This window comes from Kribbella sp. NPDC055071 (genome assembly GCF_053608045.1).
The window spans coordinates 68173-94168 of record NZ_JBSGUS010000003.1 but is presented as its reverse complement, the minus strand read 5'-3'; the positions used below and the strand labels follow the sequence as shown (position 1 = coordinate 94168).

Annotated in this window: 28 protein-coding genes; 8 read left to right on the top strand and 20 right to left on the bottom strand. The window is 67.4% G+C overall.

All coding sequences use genetic code 11. The features are described 5' to 3' along the window. Nucleotides 1-2: 2 nt before the first annotated feature. The 4 genes from ACWF4Z_RS07090 to ACWF4Z_RS07075 all read right to left on the bottom strand — a co-directional run bounded on the left by ACWF4Z_RS07090 (nucleotide 3) and on the right by ACWF4Z_RS07075 (nucleotide 4041). Entirely contained in the window at nucleotides 3-821 is an 819-nt protein-coding gene (locus tag ACWF4Z_RS07090) for a M55 family metallopeptidase (protein ID WP_452242046.1), read from the bottom strand. 9 nt (nucleotides 822-830) lie between these two features. Further along, nucleotides 831-1655, bottom strand: a complete 825-nt coding sequence (locus ACWF4Z_RS07085) for an aldo/keto reductase (protein WP_452242045.1) — start codon at nucleotides 1653-1655, stop codon at nucleotides 831-833. A 20-nt stretch (nucleotides 1656-1675) separates the two neighbouring features. Then, nucleotides 1676-3643 (bottom strand): protein meaA, encoded by a 1968-nt coding sequence (locus tag ACWF4Z_RS07080; RefSeq protein ID WP_452242044.1) that lies wholly within the window; start codon nucleotides 3641-3643, stop codon nucleotides 1676-1678. 74 nt (nucleotides 3644-3717) lie between these two features. Beyond that, the gene (locus ACWF4Z_RS07075) at nucleotides 3718-4041 is read right to left on the bottom strand and encodes an STAS domain-containing protein (RefSeq protein WP_452242043.1); all 324 of its coding nucleotides are present in this window, start codon (nucleotides 4039-4041) and stop codon (nucleotides 3718-3720) included. A gap of 134 nt (nucleotides 4042-4175) precedes the next feature. Between ACWF4Z_RS07075 and ACWF4Z_RS07070 the strand changes: the two genes are divergently transcribed. The 4 genes from ACWF4Z_RS07070 to sppA all read left to right on the top strand — a co-directional run bounded on the left by ACWF4Z_RS07070 (nucleotide 4176) and on the right by sppA (nucleotide 8042). After that, nucleotides 4176-4499: a hypothetical protein gene (locus tag ACWF4Z_RS07070; protein WP_452242042.1), complete on the top strand. Its 324-nt coding sequence runs from the start codon at nucleotides 4176-4178 to the stop codon at nucleotides 4497-4499. A gap of 149 nt (nucleotides 4500-4648) precedes the next feature. Next, the gene (locus ACWF4Z_RS07065) at nucleotides 4649-5266 is read left to right on the top strand and encodes an RNA polymerase sigma factor (RefSeq protein ID WP_452242041.1); all 618 of its coding nucleotides are present in this window, start codon (nucleotides 4649-4651) and stop codon (nucleotides 5264-5266) included. Beyond that, nucleotides 5263-6360 carry a CU044_5270 family protein gene (locus tag ACWF4Z_RS07060; RefSeq protein ID WP_452242040.1) on the top strand — a complete coding sequence of 366 codons (1098 nt, stop codon included), beginning with the start codon at nucleotides 5263-5265 and terminating at the stop codon, nucleotides 6358-6360. Before ACWF4Z_RS07065 ends, ACWF4Z_RS07060 begins: the two co-directional genes overlap by 4 nt. Before the next feature lie 29 nt (nucleotides 6361-6389). Further along, on the top strand, nucleotides 6390-8042 hold the full coding sequence (gene sppA, locus ACWF4Z_RS07055; protein ID WP_452242039.1) for a signal peptide peptidase SppA: 1653 nt from the start codon (nucleotides 6390-6392) through the stop codon (nucleotides 8040-8042). Here the strand turns inward: sppA and ACWF4Z_RS07050 are convergent. Beyond that, complete coding sequence (locus ACWF4Z_RS07050) at nucleotides 8039-8623, bottom strand: cob(I)yrinic acid a,c-diamide adenosyltransferase (RefSeq protein ID WP_452242038.1); 585 nt, start codon at nucleotides 8621-8623, stop codon at nucleotides 8039-8041. The two genes, sppA and ACWF4Z_RS07050, sit on opposite strands and share 4 nt — an antisense overlap. A 49-nt stretch (nucleotides 8624-8672) precedes the next feature. On the opposite strand from ACWF4Z_RS07050, the gene murA reads away from it, so the two are divergent. After that, nucleotides 8673-9959: a UDP-N-acetylglucosamine 1-carboxyvinyltransferase gene (gene murA, locus ACWF4Z_RS07045; RefSeq protein ID WP_452242037.1), complete on the top strand. Its 1287-nt coding sequence runs from the start codon at nucleotides 8673-8675 to the stop codon at nucleotides 9957-9959. Between the two features lie 71 nt (nucleotides 9960-10030). Continuing rightward, nucleotides 10031-11206, top strand: coding sequence for an enoyl-[acyl-carrier-protein] reductase FabV (gene fabV / locus ACWF4Z_RS07040; RefSeq protein WP_452242036.1), 1176 nt, complete (start codon nucleotides 10031-10033; stop codon nucleotides 11204-11206). Here the strand turns inward: fabV and ACWF4Z_RS07035 are convergent. Further along, nucleotides 11193-13694 (bottom strand): DEAD/DEAH box helicase, encoded by a 2502-nt coding sequence (locus ACWF4Z_RS07035; RefSeq protein WP_452242035.1) that lies wholly within the window; start codon nucleotides 13692-13694, stop codon nucleotides 11193-11195. The genes fabV and ACWF4Z_RS07035 overlap by 14 nt on opposite strands. Before the next feature lie 128 nt (nucleotides 13695-13822). On the opposite strand from ACWF4Z_RS07035, the gene ACWF4Z_RS07030 reads away from it, so the two are divergent. Then, nucleotides 13823-14008, top strand: a complete 186-nt coding sequence (locus ACWF4Z_RS07030; RefSeq protein ID WP_452242034.1) for a hypothetical protein — start codon at nucleotides 13823-13825, stop codon at nucleotides 14006-14008. A 73-nt stretch (nucleotides 14009-14081) separates the two neighbouring features. On the opposite strand, the gene ACWF4Z_RS07025 is transcribed toward ACWF4Z_RS07030, so the two are convergent. Further along, entirely contained in the window at nucleotides 14082-14405 is a 324-nt protein-coding gene (locus ACWF4Z_RS07025; protein WP_452242033.1) for a hypothetical protein, read from the bottom strand. 167 nt (nucleotides 14406-14572) lie between these two features. Between ACWF4Z_RS07025 and ACWF4Z_RS07020 the strand changes: the two genes are divergently transcribed. Continuing rightward, a complete protein-coding gene (locus tag ACWF4Z_RS07020; protein WP_452242032.1) occupies nucleotides 14573-15367 on the top strand; it encodes an inositol monophosphatase family protein in 795 nt (264 codons plus the stop codon). 3 nt (nucleotides 15368-15370) lie between these two features. On the opposite strand, the gene ACWF4Z_RS07015 is transcribed toward ACWF4Z_RS07020, so the two are convergent. The 13 genes from ACWF4Z_RS07015 to ACWF4Z_RS06955 all read right to left on the bottom strand — a co-directional run bounded on the left by ACWF4Z_RS07015 (nucleotide 15371) and on the right by ACWF4Z_RS06955 (nucleotide 25950). Further along, nucleotides 15371-15802, bottom strand: coding sequence for a DUF2550 domain-containing protein (locus tag ACWF4Z_RS07015; RefSeq protein ID WP_452242031.1), 432 nt, complete (start codon nucleotides 15800-15802; stop codon nucleotides 15371-15373). A 110-nt stretch (nucleotides 15803-15912) separates the two neighbouring features. Next, a complete protein-coding gene (locus ACWF4Z_RS07010) occupies nucleotides 15913-16305 on the bottom strand; it encodes a F0F1 ATP synthase subunit epsilon (protein ID WP_452242030.1) in 393 nt (130 codons plus the stop codon). Beyond that, the gene (atpD, locus tag ACWF4Z_RS07005; protein WP_452242029.1) at nucleotides 16305-17759 is read right to left on the bottom strand and encodes a F0F1 ATP synthase subunit beta; all 1455 of its coding nucleotides are present in this window, start codon (nucleotides 17757-17759) and stop codon (nucleotides 16305-16307) included. Before atpD ends, ACWF4Z_RS07010 begins: the two co-directional genes overlap by 1 nt. Nucleotides 17760-17764: 5 nt before the next feature. Continuing rightward, the gene (locus tag ACWF4Z_RS07000) at nucleotides 17765-18676 is read right to left on the bottom strand and encodes a F0F1 ATP synthase subunit gamma (protein ID WP_452242028.1); all 912 of its coding nucleotides are present in this window, start codon (nucleotides 18674-18676) and stop codon (nucleotides 17765-17767) included. 6 nt (nucleotides 18677-18682) lie between these two features. Beyond that, complete coding sequence (gene atpA, locus ACWF4Z_RS06995; protein WP_452242027.1) at nucleotides 18683-20320, bottom strand: F0F1 ATP synthase subunit alpha; 1638 nt, start codon at nucleotides 20318-20320, stop codon at nucleotides 18683-18685. Between the two features lie 90 nt (nucleotides 20321-20410). Continuing rightward, nucleotides 20411-21208 (bottom strand): F0F1 ATP synthase subunit delta, encoded by a 798-nt coding sequence (locus tag ACWF4Z_RS06990; RefSeq protein ID WP_452242026.1) that lies wholly within the window; start codon nucleotides 21206-21208, stop codon nucleotides 20411-20413. Continuing rightward, a complete protein-coding gene (locus ACWF4Z_RS06985; protein WP_452242025.1) occupies nucleotides 21208-21780 on the bottom strand; it encodes a F0F1 ATP synthase subunit B in 573 nt (190 codons plus the stop codon). The genes ACWF4Z_RS06990 and ACWF4Z_RS06985 overlap by 1 nt, the downstream gene beginning before the upstream one ends. Before the next feature lie 30 nt (nucleotides 21781-21810). Continuing rightward, nucleotides 21811-22044, bottom strand: a complete 234-nt coding sequence (gene atpE, locus ACWF4Z_RS06980) for an ATP synthase F0 subunit C (protein ID WP_452242024.1) — start codon at nucleotides 22042-22044, stop codon at nucleotides 21811-21813. A gap of 78 nt (nucleotides 22045-22122) precedes the next feature. Beyond that, nucleotides 22123-22905, bottom strand: a complete 783-nt coding sequence (gene atpB, locus ACWF4Z_RS06975; protein ID WP_452242023.1) for a F0F1 ATP synthase subunit A — start codon at nucleotides 22903-22905, stop codon at nucleotides 22123-22125. Between the two features lie 118 nt (nucleotides 22906-23023). Continuing rightward, complete coding sequence (locus tag ACWF4Z_RS06970) at nucleotides 23024-23236, bottom strand: AtpZ/AtpI family protein (RefSeq protein WP_452242022.1); 213 nt, start codon at nucleotides 23234-23236, stop codon at nucleotides 23024-23026. Between the two features lie 102 nt (nucleotides 23237-23338). Beyond that, entirely contained in the window at nucleotides 23339-23803 is a 465-nt protein-coding gene (locus ACWF4Z_RS06965; RefSeq protein WP_452242021.1) for a hypothetical protein, read from the bottom strand. A gap of 249 nt (nucleotides 23804-24052) precedes the next feature. After that, a complete protein-coding gene (locus ACWF4Z_RS06960) occupies nucleotides 24053-25171 on the bottom strand; it encodes a glycosyltransferase family 4 protein (RefSeq protein WP_452242020.1) in 1119 nt (372 codons plus the stop codon). Continuing rightward, nucleotides 25171-25950 (bottom strand): L-threonylcarbamoyladenylate synthase, encoded by a 780-nt coding sequence (locus ACWF4Z_RS06955; RefSeq protein ID WP_452242019.1) that lies wholly within the window; start codon nucleotides 25948-25950, stop codon nucleotides 25171-25173. Before ACWF4Z_RS06955 ends, ACWF4Z_RS06960 begins: the two co-directional genes overlap by 1 nt. Nucleotides 25951-25996: the final 46 nt, after the last annotated feature.

Sequence of the window (25996 nt, the reverse complement as noted above, 5' to 3'; positions counted from 1 at the left end):
TGTTATTCGCTCACGCCCCTGGTCAGGTAGACGGCGGTGATGAAGGTGCGGAAGAGTTCCCGGGGATCATCGTTGCGCATGGCAACGATCCTGTCGTCCTGTTGCTCGACGCCGCGAAGTCCGGACACCAGCTCCGCGAACGCGTTGCTGTGGAAGCGGACCGTCAGCTCGGCCGGCTGCGCGATCGCCGGAAGCTGAAAGGTGCTCAGCCGCTCGAGCGCCCGTTGAGCACCGTCCCGGATCAGCTCGCGTGCCGTCTCCGGATGCACGGACGAGGCGGCGTTGTGCGAGATCGACTCCTTGACCACGACCGGTTCTACCCCAGGGCAGAACGGCAGCGCCTCGTCGATCGTGACCGTGTCGCCCGAGATCAGTACGACGGGAACCCGGTGGGCCAGCGCGACGAGCGCGTTGATCCCGGCCTCACCGGTCACCGTGCCGTTCAGCCGCACTTCGGCGATCGCCCGCGGATTGTAGGTATGCGGAAGCACCGACGCCGTTGCGCCGGCCGAACCGTGGTACGACACGAAGAAGACCGCATCGAAGGACGGATCGAGACCTTCCATCATGTACGCCGGTTTGTGCCGTCCGGACAGGTAGCCGGCGCGACCGTGCAGCTCGTCGGGACGCAGGTTCTGCATCGTCGAGTGTGAGTCGTTGACGAGAAACTCGGTCGCACCGGCCGCCATCGCGCCGTCGATCGCCGCGTTGACCTCGGCCTGCAACTGACCGCGGTAGTACTCGTACTCCTGACCCGGACCGCGGACCTGACCCCAGTCGACAACCCCGGCGGTCCCCTCCATGTCAGTGGACAGAAACACCTTCACAACTCAGGACCACCACTTGCCTTCGAGGGCCGCGGCGGTCTTGCCGGTGGTGTCGAGAGCGTCCAGAGCGGCGACCGAGTCGGCGTCGAGTTCGAAGTCGAAGACCGCGAAGTTCTCCTCGATGCGCTCGCGGTGGGTGGACTTGGGGATGACCGTCAGCCCCTTCTGGAGCGCCCACCTGATGAGGACCTGAGCCGGGGTGCGGCCGGTCGCGGCAGCGATGCGAGTGACAGTCGGGTTGTCGAGGTGCCGGCCGGTGCCGAGCGGGCTGTACGCCTCGGCGACCACGCCCGCCTCGTTGCACGCCTCGAGCAGCGCGGCGCGGTACTCGAACGGGCTGAACTGGATCTGGTTCACGGCCGGCTGGATCTGGCTGACCTTCATCAACTCCTGGAGCTCGGCGGCGCTGAAGTTCGAGATGCCGATGGCCTTGGTCAGGCCGCCTTCGACGGCCGCCTCCATCCCGGGCCAGGCCCAGGTCGGCCCACCCTGCGGCCAGTGGATCAGGTAGAGGTCGAGGTAGTCGGTGTCGAGCCGCTCGAGGCTCCTCTCCGCCTCGGCGCGCGGGTCCTTGTTCCCCGGGTAGAACTTCGTCGTGAGGAAGATTTCGTCCCGCGGGACGCCGCTGCTGCGGATCGCCCGTCCCACACTGGCCTCGTTCTGGTAGGCCTGTGCCGTGTCGATCAGCCGGTAGCCGATCTCCAACGCCCACTCCACCGCCTGCTGGGTCTCGTGGCCGTCCTTGGCCTGCCAAACCCCCAGCCCGAACACCGGAATCGATGCGCCGGTCGAGAGCGTCAGAGTCTCCTGCGAGTTGTTCACCGTCATGTCCCCCTTCTACCACGCCGCTAAAGCTTGTTGGCGTGGCGGATGACGTCGACGACGTTCGACATCATGCCGGTGAGGTCGTAGTCCTTGGGCGTGTAGACAGCGGCTACTCCAGTGGTGAGGAGCGCGTTGGCGTCGGCTTCGGGGACTATGCCGCCGACGACGACGGGGACGTCTTCCAGGCCGGCGGCCCGGAGGCCTTTGACTACTTGAGGCACTAGTTCCATGTGGGAGCCCGACAGGATGGACAGGCCGACGCAGTGGACATCTTCGGCGACAGCGGCGGCGACGATCTGTTCGGGCGTCAGCCGGATGCCCTGGTAGATCACCTCGAAGCCGACGTCGCGGGCGCGGACCGCGACCTGTTCGGCGCCGTTCGAGTGACCGTCGAGCCCGGGCTTGCCGACCAGGAACCGCAACCGGCCGCCAAGCTCATCCGAGGTCGCCGCGACCTTCGCCCGTACGGCGGCAATCGCTTCACCACCCCCGGACACACCAACCGATCCGGACACCCCGGTCGGTGCGCGGTACTCGCCGTACATCTCCCTCAGCACTCCCGCCCACTCCCCCGTCGTCACGCCCGCGCGGGCGCACTCCAGGGTGACGGGCATCAGGTTGTCGGTGGTCTTCGCGACTGCACGCAGCTTGCCCAACGCGGCCTCGACGGCGGTCGTGTCCCGCTCGGCGCGCCACCGGAGCAACGAGGCCAGTGCGGCCGACTCAGCCGCGGGGTCAACGGTCTGGATCGCGGCGTCCAGATCAGCGGTGAGCGGCGATGGCTCGGTGTTCTCGAACTTGTTCACCCCGACGACAACCTGCTCACCGGACTCGATCCGCTGCCGCCGTTCGGCATGCGACGCGACCAGGGCCTGCTTCAGATAGCCAGTCTCCACCGCGGCAACGGCACCACCCATCGCCTGAACGCGGTCGATCTCGGCACGCGCGCCGTCCACCAGCTCGGACACCTTCGCCGCGATCACGTGCGATCCGTCGAAGATGTCGTCGTACTCGAGCAGATCGGACTCGTAGGCCAGTACCTGCTGCATCCGCAACGACCACTGCTGGTCCCACGGCCGCGGCAACCCGAGCGCCTCGTTCCAGGCCGGCAACTGCACGGCCCGCGCCCGGGCGTTCTTCGACAGCGTGACTCCGAGCATCTCGAGCACGATCCGCTGCACGTTGTTCTCCGGCTGCGCCTCGGTCAACCCCAGCGAGTTGACCTGGACGCCGTACCGCAGCCGCCGGGCCTTCGCGTCCGTCACGCCGTACCGCTCCAGCGTCAGCTCGTCCCACAACTGGACGAACGCACGCATCTTGCAGGTCTCCTCGATGAACCGCACCCCGGCGTTCACGAAGAACGAGATCCGCTGGACCACCTCACCGAACCGCTCCGCCGGCACCTGCCCAGAATCGCGGACCCGATCCAGCACGGCGATCGCCGTCGACAGCGCGAACGCGAGCTCCTGTACGGGCGTCGCCCCGGCCTCCTGCAGGTGATAGCTGCAGATGTTGATCGGGTTCCACTTGGGCACGGTGGCGACCGTGTAAGCGATCACATCGGTTGTCAGCCGCAGCGACGCCTCCGGCGGGAACGCGTATGTCCCCCGGGACAGGTACTCCTTGACGATGTCGTTCTGCGTCGTACCGGTCAGCTCGTCCGGCAGCGCGCCCTGCTCCTGCGCGGCGACCTGGTAGAGCGCCAGCAACCACATCGCGGTCGCGTTGATCGTCATCGACGTGTTCATCCGCGCGAGCGGGATCTGGTCGAACAGGGCCCGAACGTCGCCGAGATGCGCGATCGGTACGCCGACCTTCCCGACCTCACCCTTGGCCAGCGGGTGGTCCGCGTCGTACCCGGTCTGGGTCGGGAGGTCGAACGCGACCGACAGTCCGGTCTGGCCCTTGGACAGGTTCCGCCGGAACAACGCGTTGGACTCCGCCGCCGACGAGTGGCCGGCGTACGTCCGCATCACCCATGGTCGGTCCATGTACCCGAGAGTAGGACTGTGTGCGGTTGTGAGTCGCTACCTCGTGATGGGTGTCACGAGGGGTATGGATCACATCACGCGGTGATCGGGAGGCCGCTGCGTTCGACGTGCAGGATGCGGTGCAGCCGGGTGACCGCGAGGATCCGGACCACCGACGGCATCGGGTGCCAGAGCACGAGCTGACGGCCGAGCGACTGCGTCCGGCGGTGGGTGGCGACCAGCAGGCCGAGGCCGGTCGCGTCGACGGCATCGACCGATTCCAGGTCGACGAAGACGTCGCCGACGGAGGTGTCGATCAGCTGGTTGAGGGTCTGGCGGACATCGCCGACCGTGCGCACGTCCAGGATTCCGGTGAGGTGAACGATGTTGTCCGGTGCTACCGGGGTCGGTGCGAGCATGTCCGTGCCCTCCGCTCTCTGGCGGCCCCCGAGTCATCGGCCGCATGGCAGCGTTTGTGTTGGTAAAGACTCCCTGGCGACACGGAAGGTTGCCAAGGTCTCGAGATCTTTTCTTTCGCGAGACAATAGTGTGCGTGGTCGGTCAGGAGTACTTCGTCTTTCCGCTGGTGGCCATCGCCTTGGCCGGACTGATGGTACTGCTGTGCCGCTGGGCCTTCTCGAAGGCCAAGGGCGGGTCGCTGGTTCGCCGCGTCGACGACCGCCCGGCCGAGCGGGACGCGTTCGGTCTGCTGATCGACATCGCCACGGTCGGCACGTACAACGAGGCCCGCGTCGCCGTGTCGAAGCTCAAGGACTTCGGCATCAAGGCGACCGCGGCCCGGACGAAGGACGGCTGGAGCGTCTACGTCTGGCCGAAGGACGAGCTCGCCGCCCGCGGACTCCTCGACGCCTCCTGATTTGCGCCCTCTCCCTGTCCTCCCGGGAGCGCTCTCGCGCGTCGTTATCGCGGCAGCTCGGGGCTGATCGGGGTAGCGAGAAGGGTGCTGGGGACATCGGACAAGAACAGGGTGAGCCGACCGGCACATCATCAGACGTGAGGAGCTCGATGACGCCCGACCTGGCCTTGGCGACCCTTGGGTTTCCCGGGCGGCCGCTACCTGCCTCCGCTGATGCAGACGGCCTGGCGCTGGAGGCATCCGTGCGGGAGCCGGATCGCTTCACGGTGATCTTCGACCGGTACTTCGGACAGGTGCGCGGGTACGTCGCCCGCCGGCTGGGGACCGACATCGCGGACGACCTGGCCGCGGAGACGTTCCTGATCGCGTTCCGGCAGCGGGCGAAGTTCGACCGGCGGCACGGGGTCGTGCGGGCCTGGCTGTACGGCATCGCGACGAATCTGATCCGCCGGCACCGCCGCGACGAGGTCCGGGCCTGGCGTGCGATCGCGAAACTGCCGCTGCCGGTCCCTGCGAGCGCACCCGACGACCGGATCGCCGCGCAGGTCACAGCGCAGGGAGCGAGTCGCGAGCTCGCCGCCGCGCTCGCCAAGCTCAGCACCAAGGACCGCGAGGTCCTGCTGCTCGTGGCGCTCGGAGACCTGACGTACGACGAGGTCGCGGCGGCACTCGGGATCGCGTACGGCACGGTCTGCTCGCGCCTGTCCCGCGCCCGCCGTACCGTCCGCGCCAATCTCACCGACTTCACCGCCGAGGATGCCCGATGAACGACTTCGAAGCCCTCCGGCGCGCGTTTCCGGAGCAGGACGGGCCGACCCCCGAGGCGGCGGCTGCCGCTCGGCAGCAGGTCGAGGAGCTGATCCGCGAGACCAAGGTGACGAAGCCGCGCAATCGGTTCGTTTGGGTGGGGACCGCGGTGACAGTGGCGACCTCAGTGGTCGCAGTCGTGGGTCTGGGGGGCGCGTTGCTGGTCGGGGGTCGGGATGGTGACCAGTCCGGGCCGAGTGTGGTGACACCGACAACACCACCGCGGTTGATGACGGCAGCTCAGGTGCTGATCGCGGCGGCCGTGCACCAGGAGGTGAACGAGAAGGTCTCCGGGAAGTATTTCCGGGTCCGGAGCCTGCAGGTGAACGCGACCACGCGGGTGGGGAGTCCGAAATACACGCTCGAACGGCGCGGGATCAGCGAGAGCTGGATGCCGATGACGCCGGGGGTCGAGTCGTGGTTCGGGTGGGTGCGGCTCGGCTACCGGCCGGCGACACCGGCGGACGCGGCCAAGTGGCGCGCCCAGGGCTCGCCGACGACGTGGCAGCTCCCCTACGAGGTAACCCCGATCAGCACCTCCGACGAGGAGCCGGTGGTGAACAAGATGTCGTTCAAGGACGTCCCTCCCGGCTACTACCTGACCGGCGTCAAACCCCTTAGCGCACAGCAAATCGCCGCACTCCCCACTGACCCGGTCAAACTCGCCGCAGTCCTCGCCGGGGATGCAGGGCCGGAGCAGCGCGACTTCACGATCTTCGACGCGGCCGGACGGCTGCTGTTCGAGATGCCGTCGCCGCCGAAGCTCCGGGGCGCCGCACTGCGCGTGCTGGCGGCTCTGCCAGGTATCCAGATCCGTACTGGGGTGAAGGACCCGCTCGGCCGGGTCGGAACCGAGGTCACGCTGTCGGCCGACCGGATGAAGCCGAGCGATGGCAAGACCTTCCTGGCCGCGGACGGCGCCTCGTACATCATCGACGCGGGCACCGGCCGCCTGCTGAGCTCGTCGTACGGGCCCAAGGTCGCGTCGACGGTCGTGCTCGAGTCCGGCTGGACCGACGAGAAGCCGACACCACCGTCCCCAGCCATCAGGTAGGCCTTGCGGGCAGCGTCTAGGGTCGGTGTATGGGCACTCTGCTGGAGCTGGACCTGACCCGCGGCGTACTCGAGACGCCGCCCTCATCCCCGGTGGCGGCGTTCCGCGCACGCCATCTGCCGACGCTGCGTGAGCTGGTGGCGGCCCTGCGCAAGGGTGGCCGCGACGACTCCGTTGTCGGCGTGGTGGCGCATCTGGGCGGACAGCGGCTGTCGCTGGCCCAAGTGCAGGATCTGCGCGAGGCAGTCGCCGATTTCCGTACGTCGGGGAAGCTGGCGGTCGCGTGGACAGAGTCGTTCGGCGAGACCAGTCACGGGACAGTCCCGTACTACCTGGCCACCGCATTCGACGAGATCTGGGTGCAGCCCTCCGGAGACCTTGGAATCACGGGTGTTTCGGTGCAGGCGACCTTCATCCGCGGTGCACTCGACAAGGCCGGGGTGATCCCGCAGTTCGGCAAGCGGCGTGAGTACAAGACCGCCGTGGACACGTTCACCGAGAAGGAGATGACCGGTCCGGCGCGCGAGATGGCGTCGCGGCTGGCGGAGTCGGCGTACGAACAGATCGTCGAGGGAATCGCCGTACGACGACGTCTGGATCCCGCACGCGTCCGTGAGCTCGTGGACAGCGCACCGCTGCCCGCACAGGCCGGTCTGGACGCGGGACTCGTCGACCGGCTCGGATACCGGTCTGATGTGTACGACGACCTGTCAAAGCAGCTCGCCTATGACGAGCGGCTGTTGGCCGAGCGCTATATCCGGCGTGGTCCGCGGACTCTCGATGAGGTTCGCCGGCGCCTCCCCTGGCCGGCTCGGCCGCTGGTCGCGGTGGTGCGGGTCTCGGGTGGCATCACTGTCGGTCGCAACTCGAGCAGCCCGATGGGTGGACCGGGGTCAGGGTCGGACACCGTCGGCGCCGCACTGCGGTCCGTGTCCGAGAACGATCGCGTGAAGGCCGTCGTACTGCGGGTGGACAGCCCGGGTGGGTCGTATGTCGCGTCCGATGCGATCCGCAACGAGGTGCTGCGTCTTCGTGCGACAGGTCGGCCCGTGATCGCGTCGATGGGCGGTGTGGCGGCGTCTGGTGGGTACTTCGTCGCGATGCCGGCCGATGTGATCGTCGCGCAGCCGGGCACGATCACTGGCTCGATCGGGGTGCTGACCGGTAAAGGCGTCGTACGCGATGCGCTGTCGCGGATCGGGATCTCGCAGCAGGCTGTGTCGGAGGGTGCGAACGCGCGGATGTACTCGGCGCAGGAGGAGTTCACGGACGACCAGTGGGCGCGGCTGGAGGAGACACTCGACCGCATCTACCAGGACTTCGTCGCCAAAGCGGCTCAGGACCGCGGTCTACCGTTCGATGAGTTGGAAGCGCTGGCGCGCGGCCGGGTCTGGACGGGTGCGGACGCGCATGAGCGCAAGCTGGTCGACGAGCTCGGCGGGTTCCAGCATGCGCTGACGCTCGCGTGTAACCGGGCCGGTCTGGACCGCGACGAGATCTCGTTGACGACCGCGCCGCATCGCAATCTGCTCGACCAACTGCGTCCGCCGGCGACTACTGACGACTTGGCTGTGTCGGCGCAGCCGTTGACGCTGGACGGCCTCGCGAGCGGCCTTTACAGCGCTCTGGGCCTGCCGCCAGCCGGGCTGCTGCGGATGCCGCTGAACTGGGAGCTGGGCTAGGACGTCCGCTCCCCACCCGGGACCCAGAGGACGTCACCGCCGGAGGAGAGGTTCGCGACTCGGCCGAGGATGAAGAGCAGGTCGGACAGGCGGTTGAGGTACGTGAGCGCGAGCAGGTTGACCGATGGGCCGTGCGCCTCGACTGCGGCCCAGCCGGCGCGCTCGGCCCGGCGGACCACTGTGCGGGCGACGTTCAGGTAGGCGGCGCCCTCGGTGCCACCGGGCAGGATGAACGAGCGCAGCTTGGTCAGGCGGCCGTTGTAGTCGTCGCACCAGCCCTCGAGGCGGTCGATGTACTCCTGCGTGATGCGCAGCGGCGGATACTCCGGATCGGGCGAGATCGGGTTGCACAGGTCCGCGCCGACGTCGAAGAGGTCGTTCTGGATCCGCGTGAGCAGCACCACGATCGTGCTGTTCAGATGTCCGGCCGCGATCGCCACGCCGATCGTCGAGTTCGCCTCGTCCACTTCGCCGTACGCCGCCAGCCGCGGATCGGTCTTCGACGTCGTGGAGTTGTCGCCCAGGCGGGTCTCGCCAGCGTCACCGGTGCGGGTGTAGATCCGCGTCAAGTTCACAGCCATGCCAGGACTCTACGCAAAGGCCGGGACCGTCGAACGCTACAGTCGTGCGGTGGAACGGTTTCGGATCGCAGGTGAGGCACGCCTCGTTGGGGCGGTAGAGGTCGCCGGGGCGAAGAACAGTGTGCTCAAGCTGATGGCGGCGGCCCTGCTGGCCGAGGGGACGACGACGCTGCGGCAGGTGCCGAGCATCCTGGACGTCACGTTCATGGCTCAGCTGCTGGACACGCTCGGCTGCTCGGTCAAGGTCGACGCGGAGCAGAACACCGCGACCATCGCCGTACCGGGTGAGATCGGCTACCAGTGCGACTACGAGCTGGTGCGCAAGCTTCGGGCCTCGATCTCGGTGCTCGGACCGATTCTGGCCCGCTGCGGCAAGGCGGAGGTGGCGCTGCCGGGTGGCGACAACATCGGCTCCCGCGGGCTGAACATGCACGTCGCGGGGCTGGAGGCGATGGGCGCGAAAGTCCACATCGAGCACGGTTTCGTGATCGCCGAGGCGCCGCAGGGGCTGACCGGCGCCGAGGTCTGGCTGGACTTCCCGAGCGTCGGCGCGACCGAGACGATCATGATGGCCGCGGTGCTGGCCCGCGGTACGACGATCATCGAGAACGCCGCCCGTGAGCCCGAGATCCAGGACATCGCGCAGATGCTGGTCGAGATGGGCGCCCAGATCGACGGCGCCGGTACACCGCGGATCGAGGTGACCGGCGTGAGCGGACTGCTGAAACCGGTCGACCACGTCGTGGTCCCGGACCGGATCGTCTCCGGGAGCTGGGCGTTCGCGGCGGCGATCACCAAAGGCGACATCACGATCACGAACGGCCACGCCGGGCACCTCGAGCTGCCGCTGGACAAGCTGCACAAGGCCGGCGCCGAGATCACCGTGCTGGAGCAGGGCTTCCGGGTCCGGATGCACGACCGGCCGAAGCCCGTGGATGTCGTGACGCTCCCCTATCCAGGCTTCGCCACCGACTTGCAGGCGTTCGTGATCGCCCTGAACGCGTTGAGCGACGGCGCGGCGATGGTGACGGAGAATCTCTTCGAGGGACGGTTCACGTTCGCGCAGGAGCTGACCCGGCTCGGGGCGCAGATCCAGACCGACGGGCATCACGCCGTGGTTCGCGGCGTACCGCGGCTGTCCGGCGCTCCTGTCGTCGCCTCCGACATCCGCGCGGGCGCGGCCCTCGTGCTCGCCGGTCTCGCGGCCGAGGGTGAGACGCTGGTGTCGGCCGCGCATCACGTTCACCGCGGCTACACCGACTTCGCCGGCAACCTGCGCCGCCTCGGCGCCGACGTCACCGTCGAGCCGGACGACGCGGAACTGTACTGGAACTGACCCGGACTTCTTCCGGCATTCTTCCGGCACTCTGACCTTTTCCGGGGTTTTCGCGGGTTAGGGTCATCGACATGAGCGAGCGCGTAGTCAAGCCAGTGGGCCGTGGATTCCTCTTCCTGGACTCGCATCCGGCCGGATGTGCCCAGGTCGTCCGCGACCTGTCAGCACAGGTCCCCCACCGTACGACGGACCGCCGGACGGCGCTCGTGATCGGGTCAAGCTCCGGGTACGGGCTGGCGACGACGATCGCCGGCCTCGCGCGGTATGGGATCGACGGGGTCGGGGTGTCGTTCGAGAAAGGCCCGGGGCGGCGGACAGCGACCGCTGGGTGGTACCGGACCGCGGAGACCGCCGCGCTGGCGAAGGAGCTCGGCCGCGACTTCCACTGGATCAATGCGGACGCCTTCGCCGACACCACCAAGACCGAGGTGCTCGAGCTGATCGCCGACAAGTTCGGTGGGATCGACCACCTGATCTACAGCGTGGCCGCACCGCGTCGGGTCGATCCGCGCAACGGCGAGACCTACCAGTCCGCGATCAAGGCGATCGGTGCTGCCCACACCACGAAGAGCCTCGCGTTCGACGACGGCGAGCCCGTCCTGCAGGAGGTCGGGATCGAGGTTGCCTCGGACGACGAGATCGCCCAGACCGTCAAGGTGATGGGCGGCGAGGACTGGGCCCGCTGGGTGGCTGCGCTGCAGGAGCGCGAGCTGCTCAAACCGGGGTTCAACACGGTCGCGCTCACCTACATCGGCTCCGAGATCACCGGTCCGATCTACCGGCAGGGCTCGATCGGCGCAGCGAAGGCGGACCTCGAGCAGACCGCGCTGACGCTGAGCAAGAACGGCGTACCGGCGATGACCTCGGTGAACGGCGCAGCCGTCACCCAGGCATCCTCAGCGATCCCCGGGATCGGGCTGTACGTGAGCCTGCTCCACAACGTGCTCGGCGACGGTCTGCGGACTCCCGTCCAGCAGTCGATCACGCTGTGGGACCAGCTGACCGGCGAGCAGCCGCTGGACCTGGACGACGACGGCCGGATCCGCCTGGACCGCTGGGAGCTGGCTGACGACGTGCAGGCCGCGGTTCGGGCCCAGTGGGACTCCGCGACCCAGGAGAACCTGTCGGCGGTGGCGGACACCGCGTGGTTCTTCGCCGAAGTGCGCCGGCTGTACGGCTTCGACGTACCGGGAGTGGACTACGAAGCCGAGGCTGAGGTCGATGTTGACTGGCCTACAGGGGTTTGAACGAGGCGAGCTCGAGGACGAGCTCCTCGGCTTCGTCGGAGGCGGCGAGGTCGACCGAGGCGCTGATGCGCCAGTCGTGGTTGCCGTCGGGGTCGTCGATGATCTGCTGGACTTCCCAGTAGCCGGGGTGCTCCTCGACCATGAAGAGAGCGGGGCCTCGGGCGGCGGGGCCGGTGTTGACCACATCGTGCTCGGCGTAGTACGCCGTACCGGCTTCGGCCCAGCGGCCGGCGTCCCAGCCCGCGTCGGCGTCGAGTTGGCCCAGCTCGGCCCAGCGGTGGCGTGCGAGCAGCTCCACCCGGCGGAACATCGCATTGCGGACGAGCACGCGGAAAGCCCTGGTGTTCAAGGTGATCCGGCGCGGTCCGGCCGGCGCTACCTCGGCCTGGGGCTCGTCGGTCGGGTTGGTCAACTCCTCCCATTCGTCGAGCAGGCTGGAGTCGGTCTGCCGGACCACTTCGCCGAGCCACTCGATCAGGTCGGTCAGGTCCTCGTTCACCTTGTCCGGTGGGACGGTCTGCCGCAGTGCCTTGTAGGCGTCGCTGAGATAGCGCAGGACGATGCCTTCGGAGCGGGCGAGACCGTAGAACTGGATGAATTCGCCGAACGTCATCGCCCGTTCGAACATGTCCCGGACCACCGACTTCGGCGACAACCCGGCCTCGGCGATCCACGGGTGGGTCTGGCGATAGATCTCCAGCGTCGCCTCGAGCAATTCCTCGAGCGGCTTCGGGTAGGTGATCTCGTCGAGCAGCTCCATCCGCTCCTCGTACTCGATGCCGTCGGCCTTCATCCCACTGACGGCCTCGCCCTTGGCGTGGTGCAGTTGCGCGAGCAGGACCGCGCGGGGGTCCTCCAACGTGGCCTCGACCACCGACACCACGTCGAGCGCGTAGAGCGGATCCTCGGGGTCGAGCAGATCCAGCGCCGCCAGGGCGAAGGTGGACAGCGGCTGGTTCAGCGAGAAGTCCTTCTGCAGGTCGACGGTCAACCGCAACGACCGGCCGAACTCGTCGGGCTCGTCGAGGCGCTCGACCACCCCGGCGGTCAGCAGCGTGCGATAGATCTGGATCGCCCGCCGGATCAGCCGGAGCTGCGCCTTCGAGTCCTCGTGGTTGTCCTGCAGCAGCTGCCGCATGCTGGCGAACGCGTCGCCGTCGCGCGCGATCACGTTCAGCAGCATCGCGTGGCTGACCCGCATCCGCGACTGCAGCGGCTCGGGCTCGGCCGCGACCAACCGGTCGAAGGTGTCTTCACCCCAGGTGACGAAGCCCTCCGGCGGCTTCTTCTTCTGGACCCGGCGCAGCTTCTTCGGATCGTCACCCGCCTTGGCCATCGCCTTGACGTTCTCGATCACATGGTCCGGCGCTTCGACCACGACCGTGCCCGAGGTGTCGTATCCGGCCCGGCCGGCCCGGCCCGCGATCTGGTGGAACTCACGCGCCTTCAGGATCCGCTGCCGGCGCCCGTCGTACTTGCTCAGCGCGGTCAGCACGACGGTCCGGATCGGGACGTTGATGCCGACGCCGAGCGTGTCGGTACCGCAGATGACCTTGAGCAAACCGGCCTGCGCCAACTGCTCGACCAACCGGCGGTACTTGGGCAGCATGCCCGCGTGGTGGACGCCGATGCCGTGCATGACAAGCCGCTGCAAAGTCCGGCCGAATCCCGAGCCGAACCGGAAATGCCCGATCAGCTCCTTGATCTTGTCTTTCTCTTCCTTCGTGCACACGTTGATGCTGGTCAGCGCCTGCGCCCGTTCCAACGCGGAGGCCTGGGTGAAGTGCACGACGTACACCGGAGCCTGGTTCGTCACGAGCAGCTCTTGGAGCGTCTCGTGCAGTGGGCTCGTCACGTACTTGTAGACCAGCGGCACCGGCCGCTCACCTGACGAGACCACGGCGGTGGCACGACCGGTCCGCCGGGACAGGTCGATCTTGAACCGCTCGACGTCGCCGAGCGTCGCGGACATCAGGATGAACTGCACATTCGGCAGCTCCAGCAGCGGCACCTGCCAGGCCCAGCCTCGATCGGGCTCGGAGTAGAAGTGGAACTCGTCCATCACGACCTGACCGACATCGGCCGCGGAGCCTTCCCGCAAGGCGATGTTCGCCAGGACCTCCGCCGTACAGCAGATGATCGGGGCGCCGGCGTTCACCGACGCGTCCCCGGTGAGCATGCCGACCTTGTCCGCGCCGAAGACATCACACAGCGCAAAGAACTTCTCGGACACGAGCGCCTTGATCGGCGCGGTGTAGAACGTGCGCTGCCCGTTCGCGAGGGCCGCGAAGTGCGCCCCGGTGGCGACCAGGCTCTTCCCGGACCCGGTCGGCGTCGACAGGATCACGTTCGATCCCATCATCACCTCGATCAACGCCTCTTCCTGCGCCGGATACAACGAGATCCCCAGTTCCCCGACCCACCGCGCAAAGGCGTCGTACAGATCGTCAGGCTCAACAGTCCCCGGCACTTGCTCAATCAGCGTCATCACCAACCATTGTCCCTTACCCACCACAACCCCTCTCGGGAGGATGCTGAGCACGCTCCTCGGAGCTGCAGGATTCTGTCCAAGCGACGTGAGACACTCGGAACACCGCTGATCGTGGAGGTGACGTTATGACCGCTGACAACGCCGAGCACTCGAACCGGCACGGCACAGTTGCCTCAGTGGACGAGCTCTTCCAGAGCAGCGGCCCAGTCCGCTCCTCGGACGATCTCGCCCGCGACGGCGTCTTCGACGATGGGGAGGTCGAAGAGTTCCTCACCGACCTGGGCGAGATGAGGCGAGCTGACGTCGCGTGAGTCCGCGCAGAATCATCCCCGACACCGACGTCGCTGAGTACGGGGGTTTGCGGATCATCGGACACGAGGACCGTTAGGCGCACCGCTCCGTTGCGATGTTAATGATTGTCACTGCAAACTCAGCGGCGTGGTTCGGCGACAAGGAGTTGAGGATCTTGGCCAGCCAGACAGCGAGTGCGGCCTTGGTCTGGCCCGGATCGGGTACGGCGGCCTCGACCAGAAACAGGTCATCCGCCAGCCGCGGCGGGTTGGTCAGGATCGCCGCGGACCTGGGTTCGACGATGAGTTGACGTTTGCAGATGTCGATCACCCGATGGCCGGCCTCGACCAGGTCGTCGGCGGCCAGTCGCTCGAGGCCGGTGACAGTGCAGCGTTCGAGAGCAGCCGGATCAGCCACCCCCGCGTCGCTAGCCGCGGGCTGCTACAGCCTCAAACTGGCCAGCGGGAGCTAGCCCAGTCGAAAGAAGAACGTCGTCATCCGGCGATCATGTCAGGGATGCCGATCACGCCCCACTGGTTTTGGCCGCGCCCGGGATGGACCCCGGCTCGTGTTCGATAGGCGAGGTGGATGCGCTCTCCGATGTCGAAGTAGCCATCGCCGCGGCCGAGGCCGGGGCTGCCGTCGTACGAGCTAAGTACGGCGCCGCCGTCAGCAGGCACGAGAAGTCAGCGACAGACTTCGCAACCGACGCGGACCTCGAGGCCGAACAGGCGATCCTCGGCCTGATCCGACAAGCCAGGCCCACCGATGCCTTCCTGGGCGAGGAGTACGGCACCCAAGGCAACTCCGACGCCACACGCCGCTGGCTGGTAGACCCCCTCTGCGGCACCCTCAACTTCGCCGCCCAAACCCCACTCTTCGCAGTCAACGTCGCCCTACAGATCGACCAGAAAACCTCCGCAGCCGCCGTAGCCGACCCCATCTCCCAAGAGATCTTCTGGACCGACGGCACCACCGCCATGATCCGCCACAACGGCACCGACCACCCCATGACGCCCGCAGCCGACTCACTCCTGGTCGAGATCAACCTGGACGCGAAAAGGGACGCCGGCTACCTCGGATCCCGGCTGCTGGCCGATCAGGCGATCAGAGACGAGTTCTCCCCAAGAGTCCTCTCCTCAACCCTCCCCCTGACCTGGGTAGCCGCCGGCCGCCGAGCCGCCTACATCACCGACGGAAACCTCCGCGGCGACGTCCACTTCGCCGCAGGCCTCGCCCTCTGCCAAGCCACCGGCTGCACAGTCACCGACCTCCACGGCAACCCCCTCCACACCGGCCCCGGCACAATCACCGCCGCGAACCCGGTAACCCACGCCCGTCTCCTCGACGTCGTCACCCGCAACCTGAAAGCGGAGTGAGGGTCAGAGGTAGGTCTGGGTGTTGGGTGGGGCGGATTCCATCCAGGCGAGGACTCCGGTGAGGGCCTCTTCGGTCATGGCGAAGTGGACTGTTCGGGTGCCTAGGTTGGCGTCGACTATGACGTGGCCGGCGTAGGTCACCAGGGGCTCGTTGCCCATGGGGCGGCGGGTGGTGATGCCTTCCAGTTGGCGGCGGTTGACGACCAGTTTCGGCCACCAGGCGAGGCTGAAGACGCGGAACCACTGGAGGTCGTCGCCGACGTAGCGGGCCAGGCCCAGCGCCCAGCCGCGGCCGTGGTCCTTCTCGGCCAGTTGGAGGCTGCAATCAAACGTTCCGCCGTCCCTGGACAACCAGCGACGGCGGAGCGCGAAGACGACGATCAGCAGTACGGCGGCAAGCAAACAGACCCCGACACCATCGAGGACTGTTCCCATACTTTGCCGACCTTCCCAACGATTCGGTACTGCCCGGTGCCCAGGTTCGGCCCCGGGCACCGCCGGAGAACCGTACTGTCAGTGACGCTGTTCAATTATGGCAGGTGAGGTTACGCCGTCTGCTCGGCGGCCCGGACGCGAGCCTCCTGCAGCCGCACCTCGTCGAGCTCCTCGTCGCTGTCGGTCCCGGTCGCGAGGGCTTCCTCGAGATCGCGACGCGCCTGTTCGAGGTCGATGTCGTGACCCATCTCGGCGTTCTCGGCCAGGATCGAGACCCGGTTGTGCGCCACCGAGATGAAGCCGTCCGGCGCGGCCGCGACGAAGTACTCGTCGTCGACGGTCCGCACCTGGACGGTGCCACCCTGCAGCAGCCCGAGCAGCGGCGCGTGGCCGGGCAGGATCCCGACATCGCCGTCCGTCGTCCGGGCGATGACGATCTTCGCCTGACCCTGCCAGACCGTCCGCTCGGCGGCGACGAGCGCCACCTCCAAGTGGTCAGCCATCAGTTTTCCTTCTGCAGCTCGGCCCACTTGCGGTCGACGTCGTCGAGCGAGCCCACGTTGAAGAACGCCTGCTCGGCGACGTGGTCGTAGTCGCCCTCGGTGATCTTCTTGAACGACTCGATGGTCTCCTTCAGCGGGACCGTCGAACCCGGGATGTTGGTGAACTTCTCCGCCATGTAGGTGTTCTGGGAGAGGAACTGCTCGATCCGGCGCGCCCGCGCGACGGTGATCTTGTCCTCTTCGGAGAGCTCGTCGACACCCAGGATGGCGATGATGTCCTGCAGTTCCTTGTTCTTCTGCAGGATCTGCTTCACCCGGACGGCCACGTCGTAGTGCTCCTGGCCGATGTACTGCGGGTCGAGGATCCGCGACGTCGAGGTCAGCGGGTCGACGGCCGGGTACAGACCACGCGACGCGATCGTGCGGGAGAGCTCGGTGGTCGCGTCGAGGTGGGCGAACGTCGTCGCCGGCGCCGGGTCGGTGTAGTCGTCGGCCGGGACGTAGATCGCCTGCATCGAGGTGATCGAGTGACCCCGGGTCGACGTGATCCGCTCCTGCAGTACGCCCATCTCGTCGGCGAGGTTCGGCTGGTAACCAACGGCCGACGGCATCCGGCCGAGCAGCGTGGAGACCTCGGAACCGGCCTGGGTGAACCGGAAGATGTTGTCGATGAAGAGCAGTACGTCCTGCTCCTTCACGTCGCGGAAGTACTCCGCCATCGTCAGCGCCGACAGTGCGACGCGAAGACGCGTGCCCGGCGGCTCGTCCATCTGGCCGAAGACCAGCGCGGTGTCCTTGAAGACGCCGGCCTCTTCCATCTCGGTGATCAGGTCGTTGCCCTCACGGGTCCGCTCCCCGACGCCGGCGAACACCGACGTACCACCGAAGTTGTGGGCGATCCGGTAGATCATCTCCTGGATCAGAACGGTCTTGCCGACACCCGCACCGCCGAACAGACCGATCTTTCCACCCTGCACGTACGGCGTGAGCAGGTCGAGCACCTTGATACCGGTCTCGAGCATCTCGGTCTTGGACTCGAGCTGGTCGAAGGCCGGCGCCTTGCGGTGGATCGGCCAGCGCTCGGCGATCTCGAACTCGGACTCGTCCTGGTTCAGGCACTTGCCGGTCACGGACCAGACCCGGCCCTTGGTGACGTCGCCGACCGGCACGGAGATCGCCGCGCCGGTGTCGCGCACCTCGGCACCGCGGACCAGGCCGTCGGTGGGCTTCATCGAGATCGCCCGGACGATGTTGTCGCCGACGTGCAGCGCGACCTCGAGGGTGATCGTCGTGGTGACGTCGCCCAAGGTGATGTCCACCTCGAGCGCGTTGTAGATGTCGGGCATCGTGTCGGCCGCGAACTCGACGTCGACGACCGGGCCGATCACCCGGGCGACGCGACCGACGCCGTGGGCGCCGGCCTCGTTGTTCTTCTCGGTAACCGTGGCAGTCATCTCTCTCACTCGCTTCCGGCGTTCGCGTCGGCCAGCGCACTCGCGCCACCGACGATCTCGCTGATTTCCTGGGTGATTTGGGCCTGGCGGGCCTGGTTGAAGTCCCGGGTCAGGCTTTCGATCAGGTCCTGCGCGTTGTCGGTCGCGGACTTCATCGCCCGCTGCCGGCTGGCCAGCTCGGAGGCCGCCGCCTGCAGCATGCAGTAGTGGATCCGGCTGGCGACGTACTTCGGCAGCAGCCCGTCGAGGACCTCCTCGGCGGACGGCTCGAACTCGTACAGCGGTAGCACGTCGTCGGTCGCCGGTGCCTCTTCGCCTTCGACGACCTCCAGCGGCAGCAACCGGATCACGTCCGGGCGCTGGGTCAGCATGGAGACGAACCGGGTGAAGACGATGTGGATCTCGTCCACACCACCCTCCTCGGTCGGCGTCAGGAACCGCTCGATCAACGCGTCGGCGATCTCCCGGGCCCGGGCGAACGACGGCGCGTCGGAGTCACCGGTCCACGACTGCGCGACGTCGCGCTGACGGAAGGTGTAGAAGGCCAGACCCTTGCGGCCGCTGACGTAGGGGACGATCTCTTTCTCGTCTTCGCGCAGCAGCTGGTTCAGGCGCTCGCCCTCGCGGATCACGTTGGCCGAGTAGGCCCCGGCCTGACCGCGGTCGGACGTGATCAGCAGCACCGCGGCGCGCCGTGGGTTCGGCTTCTCGGTGGTCAGCGGGTGGTCGACGTTCGAGAACGTCGCCACCGCCGACACGGCTCGGGTGAGCTCACGCGCGTACGGACCGGCCGCCTGGGCGCGTTGCTGCGCCTTGACGATCCGGGACGCCGCGATGAGCTCCATCGCGCGGGTGAGCTTCTTGATCGTCGAGACCGAGGCCCGACGCTCGCGAAGCTCCCGCAGACTGGCTGGCATGCTGGATCAGCCCCGCTTCTGCTTGACGATCTGCTCCTGCTCGACGTCGTCCTGGTCCATCGCCACGGCCTCGGCCTCGGTGCCGAGCAGCGTGCCCTCGGAGGTCTGGAACGTCGGCTTGAACGCGTTCAGCGCCTCGGTCACGGCCTGGGCCGAGTCGTCGTCGAACAGGCCGGTCTCACGGATGCTGTCGAGAACCTTGCTGTCGCGCCGCAGGTACTCCAGGAAATCCCGCTCGAAGCGCAGGATGTCGTCCACCGGGACGTCGTCGAACTTGCCCGTCGTACCGGACCAGATGGAGACGATCTGCTCCTCCACCGGGTACGGCGAGTACTGCGGCTGACGGAGCAGCTGGACCAGCCGCTGACCCCGGTCGAGCTGGCGACGAGAGGTCGCGTCGAGGTCAGAGGCGAACATCGCGAACGCCTCCATCGCGCGGAACTGGGCCAGGTCGAGCTTCAGCGAGCCGGACACGTTCTTCATGCCCTTGACCTGCGCGGCGCCGCCGACCCGGGAGACCGAGATACCGACGTCGATGGCCGGGCGGATGTTGGCGTTGAACAGGTCCGACTGCAGGAAGATCTGCCCGTCGGTGATCGAGATGACGTTGGTCGGGATGAACGCCGAGACGTCGTTGGCCTTGGTCTCGATGATCGGCAGGCCGGTCATCGAGCCGGCGCCGAGCTCGTCGGACAGCTTCGCGCAGCGCTCGAGCAGACGGCTGTGCAGGTAGAAGACGTCACCCGGGTAGGCCTCGCGGCCCGGCGGGCGGCGCAGCAGCAGCGACATCGCGCGGTACGCCTCGGCCTGCTTGGTCAGGTCGTCGAACACGATCAGGACGTGCTTGCCCTGGTACATCCAGTGCTGGCCGATGGCCGAGCCGGTGTACGGCGCGACGTACTTGAAGCCGGCCGGGTCCGACGCCGGGGCGGCGACGATGGTGGTGTACTCCATCGCGCCGGCCTCTTCGAGCGCGCCGCGGACGGACGCGATCGTCGAGCCCTTCTGGCCGATCGCCACGTAGACGCAGCGGACCTGCTTCTCCGGGTCGCCGGACTCCCAGTTGGCCTTCTGGTTGATGATCGTGTCGACCGCGATGGCCGTCTTACCGGTCTTGCGGTCGCCGATGATCAGCTGCCGCTGGCCGCGACCGATCGGGATCATGCCGTCGATGGCCTTGATGCCGGTCTGCAGCGGCTGCCGGACCTCCTGGCGCTGCATCACGCCGGCCGCCTGGATCTCCAGCGCGCGCTCGCCCTCGAGGTCCTTGATCTCGCCGAGGCCGTCGATCGGCTTGCCCAGCGGGTCGACGACGCGGCCGAGGTAGCCCTCGCCGACGGGCACCGAGAGGATCTTGCCGGTCCGGTGGACCTGCTGGCCCTCCTCGACACCGTCGTACTCACCGAGGATGACGACACCGATGTCGCGAACGTCGAGGTTCAGCGCGATGCCCTCGGTACCGTCCTCGAACCGGAGCAGTTCGTTCGTCATCGCCGAGGGCAGGCCCTCGACGTGCGCGATGCCGTCACCCGCGTCGACCACGGTGCCGACCTCTTCGCGGGACGCGTCGTCCGGCTCGTACTCGTTGACGAACCGGTCCAGTGCGTCCCGGATCTCCTCCGGCCTGATCGTGAGCTCAGCCATTGTGCTTCCTGCTTCCTTTGACCCTGCTGGCCTGTTGTGGCTCTAAAGGCTTTCCCGACCCCTAGCGCCGCTGTATGTCGTTAAGGGCGGTTAGCCCGCGATGCGCCGTTGCGCTTCGTCAAGCCTGGCCGCGATGGTTCCGTCGATCACTTCGTCGCCGATGTCCACCCGTACGCCGCCGACCACCTCAGGATCGACGATCACGTTCAGCTGGATGTCCCGGCCGTACTGGCGTCCGAGCGCGGCGGCGAGCCGGCTGCGCTCCATCTCGGTCAGTGGAGCGGCCACTCGCACGGTCGCGATGCTGGCGTTGCGCCGGGCCGCCGCAGCGACCTGGTACGCGCGCATCGACGCCGCGAAGCTGCGGCCACGGCCGTCCACCGCACGCTCGGCCAGCCGCACGGTGGTGGGGTCGGCCTTGCCCTGCAGCAGCCCACCGAGCAGCTCCTGGCGGTGGTTGACCGGAATCCTGCGGTCGCTGAGCTTGTCGGCCAGATCGCGCTCGGCGCTGACCACCCGGTCGAGGCGGAACAGCTCGTCCTCGACCTCGTCCAGCCTGCGCTGGTTGTCGGCGTACGCGACGTCGGCCTCGACGCTCAACTGGTCCAGCGCGTCGCCCAGGTCCCGGCCGCTGACCCAGCGACCGGTCACCGCGGCGGTCAGGATCTCCAGCGCCTGGGCGGAGATCTGACTGCCGAGCAACTGCCGCACCAGCGACGCCTTGGCGTCCCGGGGGCGGGCCGGGTCGGTCAGGGCGCGCCGGAGCGCGCCGCTGCCGTCGAGCAGCCGGGCCACCGCGAACAGCTCCCCGCCGAGTCCCTCGGCCGGGGTCACACCCGCCAGGGCCTCCTCGGCCCGGGCGAGTGATTCTCTCGACGCGCCGCGCATCAGCCGTCCGTTCCGACGGCCTGGCGAGCCGACTCCGAGGCCTCCAGGTCGGCCAGGAAGCGCTCGACCGTACGACGCTGCCGCGCCTCGTCCTCGAGCGATTCGCCGACGATCCGGCCGGCCAACGTGGTCGCCATGGTGCCGACCTCGCTGCGCAGCGACGCGACCGCCTGGGTGCGCTCGGCGTCGATCTGGGTCCGGGCGTGGGTGACGATCCGCTCGGCCTCGACGTTCGCCTGCTCCCGCATCTCCGCGATGATCTGGGCACCCTGCTCGCGGGCGTCCTCGCGGATCTTCGCAGCCTCCTGGCGAGCTTCCGCCAGCTGCGCGTTGTACTTGTCCAAAGCCGCCTTCGCCTCGGCCTGGGCCCGCTTGGCATCTTCCATCCCGCCTTCGATCGCCGCGGTCCGGTCGGCGTAAGCCTTTTCGAAGCGCGGTACGACGACCTTGGCGAAGGCGATGGCCAGCAGGACCAGGAAGACGAAACCGAAGATGATCTCAGGCGTGTGCGGCAGCAGAGGATTGGTCTGCTCGCCCGCCGCTTCGGTCAGTGGTAGCACCAACGTCGTCATGTCTGGGTCCTGTCAGTCAGAAGGAAATGATCAGGGGGTGCGGAAGACGAAGGCCAGGGCGATACCGATGATCGCGAGGACCTCGGTCACGCCGAAGCCGATCCACGCGATCGACTGCAGCTTGTTCTGCGCCTCGGGCTGACGCGCGGTGCCGTTGATGACAGCGGCGAAGATCAGACCGACGCCGACGCCCGGGCCGATTGCGGCGAGGCCGTAGCCGAGGACCGCGATGTTGCCGGAGAGCGCGAGAGCGATGTTGCTCATGTGCAGTGCTTCCTTTCGGTACGGATCGAAATCCGGTGTCCGTTTACTACGGGTCTAGGGATGGTGCGGTGGTACTGCTCAGTGCTCGTCGGAGATCGCGCTGCCGATGTACTGCGCGGTCAGGACGACGAAGATGTAGGCCTGGATGCACTGGACGAACAGCTCCAGCGCGGCGATCGCGATGCCCATGATGAACGTGATGACACCGACGCCGCCGAGCGCGATGTTCCCGGTCTCGAACACCATGTACTCACCGCCGAGCACGAACACCAGCAGCAGGATGTGGCCGGCGAACATGTTGGCGAACAACCGCAGGCTCAGCGAGACCGGGCGGACCAGGATGTTCGAGATGAACTCGATCGGGATCATCAGCGGCATCAGCCAGAGCGGCACACCGGCCGGCATCGTCTGGTGCTTGAAGTAGCCCCACAGGCCCTTCTTCTTGATCCCGACCGCGTTGTAGATGACCCAGCTCATGATCGCGGCCACGTACGCCCAGCCGACGTGGCTGAAGGTCGGGAACTGGATCAGCGGGATCGTCGCGGCGACGTTGTTCAGCAGGATGAAGAAGAACAGGCCGGTCAGGTACGGCACGTACTTCAGGTACTCGGCGCTGCCGATCGCGTCGCGGGCGATCGAGTTGCGGACGAAGTTGTACCCGAGCTCGCCCGCGAACTGGAGCTTGCTCGGAACGATCGCGGATTTGCGGGACGCACCCCAGAAGAACCAGACGATCACCACGACGGACAGCGCGGCCACCAGCACAGGCTTGGTGAACCAGTCCACGCCGTCGATGATCGGCGGGGTGTCGAAGCTCTGGGGACCGGGTGCGATGAACTCGGTCGGAACGCCGGCGGTCACCGGGTCTCCTCTCGCGTCGTGCTCAAGTCGGACGCCTTGTAGGCAAGGGCAGGGCGGCTCAGGGCATGGCGGTCAACAACGTCAGACCAGGTGCGGATCGCGCCAGACCCTGTGGGGGCTAGGACTTTCCGTACCGGAAGTGCAGCAACAGGATGGTCAGCCCGGCACCGAGGACGATGCCGATCAGGACCAGGAACTGGGTGCCGAACAAGCGATCCAGCCCGAACCCGATGCCGCCGTACACCACGACACCGCCGATCAAGTAGGACAGGACCCGCCAGCCGTCGCCCGAATTGCTGGGTGATGGCTTCGGATCCTCGTTCTCGCTCATTGGCACCCGAAACGTACCAGTCCGCGCATCCAGCGGTCACATCGGTGCTCGTAACCTCGGCCACAATCGTTGTAACGGTTGGGAAAACGTTACCCACAGTGCTCATGCGGTCACGTCCTTGTCGAGGTCGTAGATCGGCACGCGGAGCCGGGACCAGGCCCAGATCTCGCCGGCCATCCAGCCCATCACGACCACCATCGCGACCAGCCCGAGCACGGTCAGATTCACGTGCTCGGCCAGGCCGTCCGAGCTCAGCGCGACCGCGAGCAGGACGCCGAAGATCGCGATCCGGCCCGTGTACGACGCCATTGCGACACCGAGCTGCATGGTCGGAGAGGTCTTGCGGGACAGGTGCAGCGCGAACAGGCCGACACCGGAGAAGACGATCACCATCAGCAGCCCCAGCAACGCTCCCCACAGACCGGGAAGACCGGCGGCGATCGTGGCGATCGCGGTCGCGTTGACACCGACGACGAGCGCGGCGACCAAAGCGCCACGCAGCATCGCGAGCGCCGGGTGCCTGGTGGGCTGGCCGGCGACTTTCGGGTTCTTGACCGAAGGAGCCATCTGGTGGTTCCGTCCTGCTGGCGACCGGGTTTGCGACCAGGGCGTCGGGTGGGCGGGGTCAGGGGTGTCGCTGTTCTTTGCTGGTGCTTGTGAAAACTAGCACAAAGTCTTCTTCGTAAGCAAAACGGTCAGCAAAACGAGGCCCCTGCCGCTGTACAGGCACACCTTATCGGTAGGCCACGCCGGCGAGTGGTCTGGTCCCTACCAGTTCGTGCCGGGGCTCCAGCTCAGACTCTGCTCAGACTCTGCTCAGACTCGGGCGAGCGGTTTCCGGGATCGGTGCGGCAGGCCGGTCGTGAGCAGGATCGCGGTGACCGTCACGGCCAGCACGATCAGGGCCGTCCACCAGGACAAGACCAGTCCGAGCACGACCACGCCGTACGCGATCAGGGCCGTCCAGAGGTACATCAGCAGGACGGCCCGGCGGTGTGAGTGGCCGCGTTGCATCAGCCGGTGGTGCAGGTGCAGCTTGTCGGCGGCGAAGGGTGAGCGGCCCGCCTTGGTACGACGGATGTAGGCCAGCGTCATGTCGAGCGCCGGGATCGCGAGAACGGCGATCGGGAGGATCAATGGCAGCAGCGCCGGCAGCAGGCTGGAGCCGCCGACCTCGTAGGGGACGGCGTTCGGGTCCATCTGGCCGGTCAGGCTGATCGTCGACGCGGCGAGCATCAGACCGATCAGCAACGAGCCGGAGTCCCCCATGAAAACCCTTGCGGGGAAGAAGTTGTGCGGCAGGAAGCCGAGGCACGCACCGGCGAGCGCGACCGTGATCAGGGTCGAGGTGGTCGCGCGGTCGAGGTTCTGCTCGACGTTCAGCAGGTACGAGTAGGTGAAGAACGCGGTCGCGCCGATCGCGGTCACACCGGCGGCCAATCCGTCCAGGCCGTCGACGAAGTTCACCGCGTTGCAGGAGACGAGCAGGATGCCGGCCGTCAGTACGGCGAGCTGCGCGGGCGATGGTGAGACCACACCGCCGGGGAGCGGTAGCCAGTACAACTGGATGCCTTGGACAACCATCACGCCGACGGCGAGGACCTGTCCGGCCAGCTTGGTGATCGGGTCGAGCTCGTAGAGGTCGTCGACCACGCCGACCGCGCAGATCACGACGCCGCCGATCAGGATCGCCCGGGCGTCGTGGGCGACCTGCAGGCTGTCGCCGAGGAACGGGAGGCTGGACGCGACCGCGAACGCGGCGATCAGGCCGCCGAGAATCGCTACGCCGCCGAAGTACGGGATCGGGACCTTGTGCACGTCCCGGGTCCGGACCTTCGCGACGGCGCCGTACCGCGATGCGATCGTCCGGGCGAGGCCGGTCAACACGAAGGTCGTGGCCATGGCCACGAACATGACCAGCAGGTACTCGCGCACTAGTCCGCAGGCCTCGCATCTGGGTCGGTCGGCTTCTCGTCCTGCGGGTTGGACGTCTCGGCGGTGTCTTCGGTTGGCTTCTCGTCAGAGTTCGACGCCTCGGCAATTTCGTCGGCCGGGGCTTCGGTTGGCTTGTCGTCATCCGAGGATACTTCGGGGACCACAGCGCGGAGTTGGTCCAGGGAGAGGGCGCCGAGGCGGACCAGGCGCGGGGTGTCGCCGGTCAGGTCGACGATGGTCGAGGGCTGGCCGCCGGAGACAGCGCCGCCGTCGAGGTAGACCGCGACCGTGTCCTGCAGTTGCTCCTCGGCGTCGTACACGTCGAGGGCGGCCGGGCGGCCGGACTTGTTCGCCGAGCTGACGGCGAGCGGTCCGGTCCGGGACAGCAGTTCGCGGGTGTTCTCGTGGTCCGGCACGCGAAGCGCGACCGTGCCGTGGGTCTCGCCCAGATCCCACATCAGTGACACCTGCGCATGGCAGATCACCGTCAGCGGCCCGGGCCAGAACTCCTGGCACAGCTTGCGGCCTGCGTCGGAGATGTCGGTGGCGAGCGCGTCCAGCGACTCGACCACCGAGATCAGCACGGGCGGCGGCATGTCCCGCCCGCGGCCCTTGGCGTCCAGCAGCCGCTGCACCGCGTCGGCCTTGAAGGCGTCGGCGGCGATCCCGTAGACGGTGTCGGTCGGCAGAACCACCAGGTCACCGACCTCGATGGCATCCACGGCCGCACGGTAGGCCGGTGCCAGCTCGTCACCGGTGAAGTCGAAGCGCTCACTCACGCACCGAATGGTGCCACTGACGCGGGCCTCGACTCCAACCGGGCTG

What these genes read in the sequence shown, in the direction of transcription:
- ACWF4Z_RS07010 (WP_452242030.1), bottom strand. Translation starts at nt 16,305, where the DNA reads ATGGCTGACCACTTGGAGGTGGCGCTCGTCGCCGCCGAGCGGACGGTC.
- ACWF4Z_RS07035 (WP_452242035.1), bottom strand. Translation starts at nt 13,694, where the DNA reads ATGACGCTGATTGAGCAAGTGCCGGGGACTGTTGAGCCTGACGATCTG.
- sppA (WP_452242039.1), top strand. Translation starts at nt 6,390, where the DNA reads ATGGGCACTCTGCTGGAGCTGGACCTGACCCGCGGCGTACTCGAGACG.
- ACWF4Z_RS07060 (WP_452242040.1), top strand. Translation starts at nt 5,263, where the DNA reads ATGAACGACTTCGAAGCCCTCCGGCGCGCGTTTCCGGAGCAGGACGGG.
- fabV (WP_452242036.1), top strand. Translation starts at nt 10,031, where the DNA reads ATGAGCGAGCGCGTAGTCAAGCCAGTGGGCCGTGGATTCCTCTTCCTG.
- ACWF4Z_RS07050 (WP_452242038.1), bottom strand. Translation starts at nt 8,623, where the DNA reads ATGGCTGTGAACTTGACGCGGATCTACACCCGCACCGGTGACGCTGGC.
- ACWF4Z_RS07030 (WP_452242034.1), top strand. Translation starts at nt 13,823, where the DNA reads ATGACCGCTGACAACGCCGAGCACTCGAACCGGCACGGCACAGTTGCC.
- ACWF4Z_RS06990 (WP_452242026.1), bottom strand. Translation starts at nt 21,208, where the DNA reads ATGCGCGGCGCGTCGAGAGAATCACTCGCCCGGGCCGAGGAGGCCCTG.
- atpE (WP_452242024.1), bottom strand. Translation starts at nt 22,044, where the DNA reads ATGAGCAACATCGCTCTCGCGCTCTCCGGCAACATCGCGGTCCTCGGC.
- atpA (WP_452242027.1), bottom strand. Translation starts at nt 20,320, where the DNA reads ATGGCTGAGCTCACGATCAGGCCGGAGGAGATCCGGGACGCACTGGAC.
- ACWF4Z_RS07015 (WP_452242031.1), bottom strand. Translation starts at nt 15,802, where the DNA reads ATGGGAACAGTCCTCGATGGTGTCGGGGTCTGTTTGCTTGCCGCCGTA.
- ACWF4Z_RS06970 (WP_452242022.1), bottom strand. Translation starts at nt 23,236, where the DNA reads ATGAGCGAGAACGAGGATCCGAAGCCATCACCCAGCAATTCGGGCGAC.
- ACWF4Z_RS06965 (WP_452242021.1), bottom strand. Translation starts at nt 23,803, where the DNA reads ATGGCTCCTTCGGTCAAGAACCCGAAAGTCGCCGGCCAGCCCACCAGG.
- atpD (WP_452242029.1), bottom strand. Translation starts at nt 17,759, where the DNA reads ATGACTGCCACGGTTACCGAGAAGAACAACGAGGCCGGCGCCCACGGC.
- ACWF4Z_RS07065 (WP_452242041.1), top strand. Translation starts at nt 4,649, where the DNA reads ATGACGCCCGACCTGGCCTTGGCGACCCTTGGGTTTCCCGGGCGGCCG.
- ACWF4Z_RS06985 (WP_452242025.1), bottom strand. Translation starts at nt 21,780, where the DNA reads ATGACGACGTTGGTGCTACCACTGACCGAAGCGGCGGGCGAGCAGACC.
- ACWF4Z_RS07075 (WP_452242043.1), bottom strand. Translation starts at nt 4,041, where the DNA reads ATGCTCGCACCGACCCCGGTAGCACCGGACAACATCGTTCACCTCACC.
- ACWF4Z_RS07085 (WP_452242045.1), bottom strand. Translation starts at nt 1,655, where the DNA reads ATGACGGTGAACAACTCGCAGGAGACTCTGACGCTCTCGACCGGCGCA.
- ACWF4Z_RS07000 (WP_452242028.1), bottom strand. Translation starts at nt 18,676, where the DNA reads ATGCCAGCCAGTCTGCGGGAGCTTCGCGAGCGTCGGGCCTCGGTCTCG.
- ACWF4Z_RS07080 (WP_452242044.1), bottom strand. Translation starts at nt 3,643, where the DNA reads ATGGACCGACCATGGGTGATGCGGACGTACGCCGGCCACTCGTCGGCG.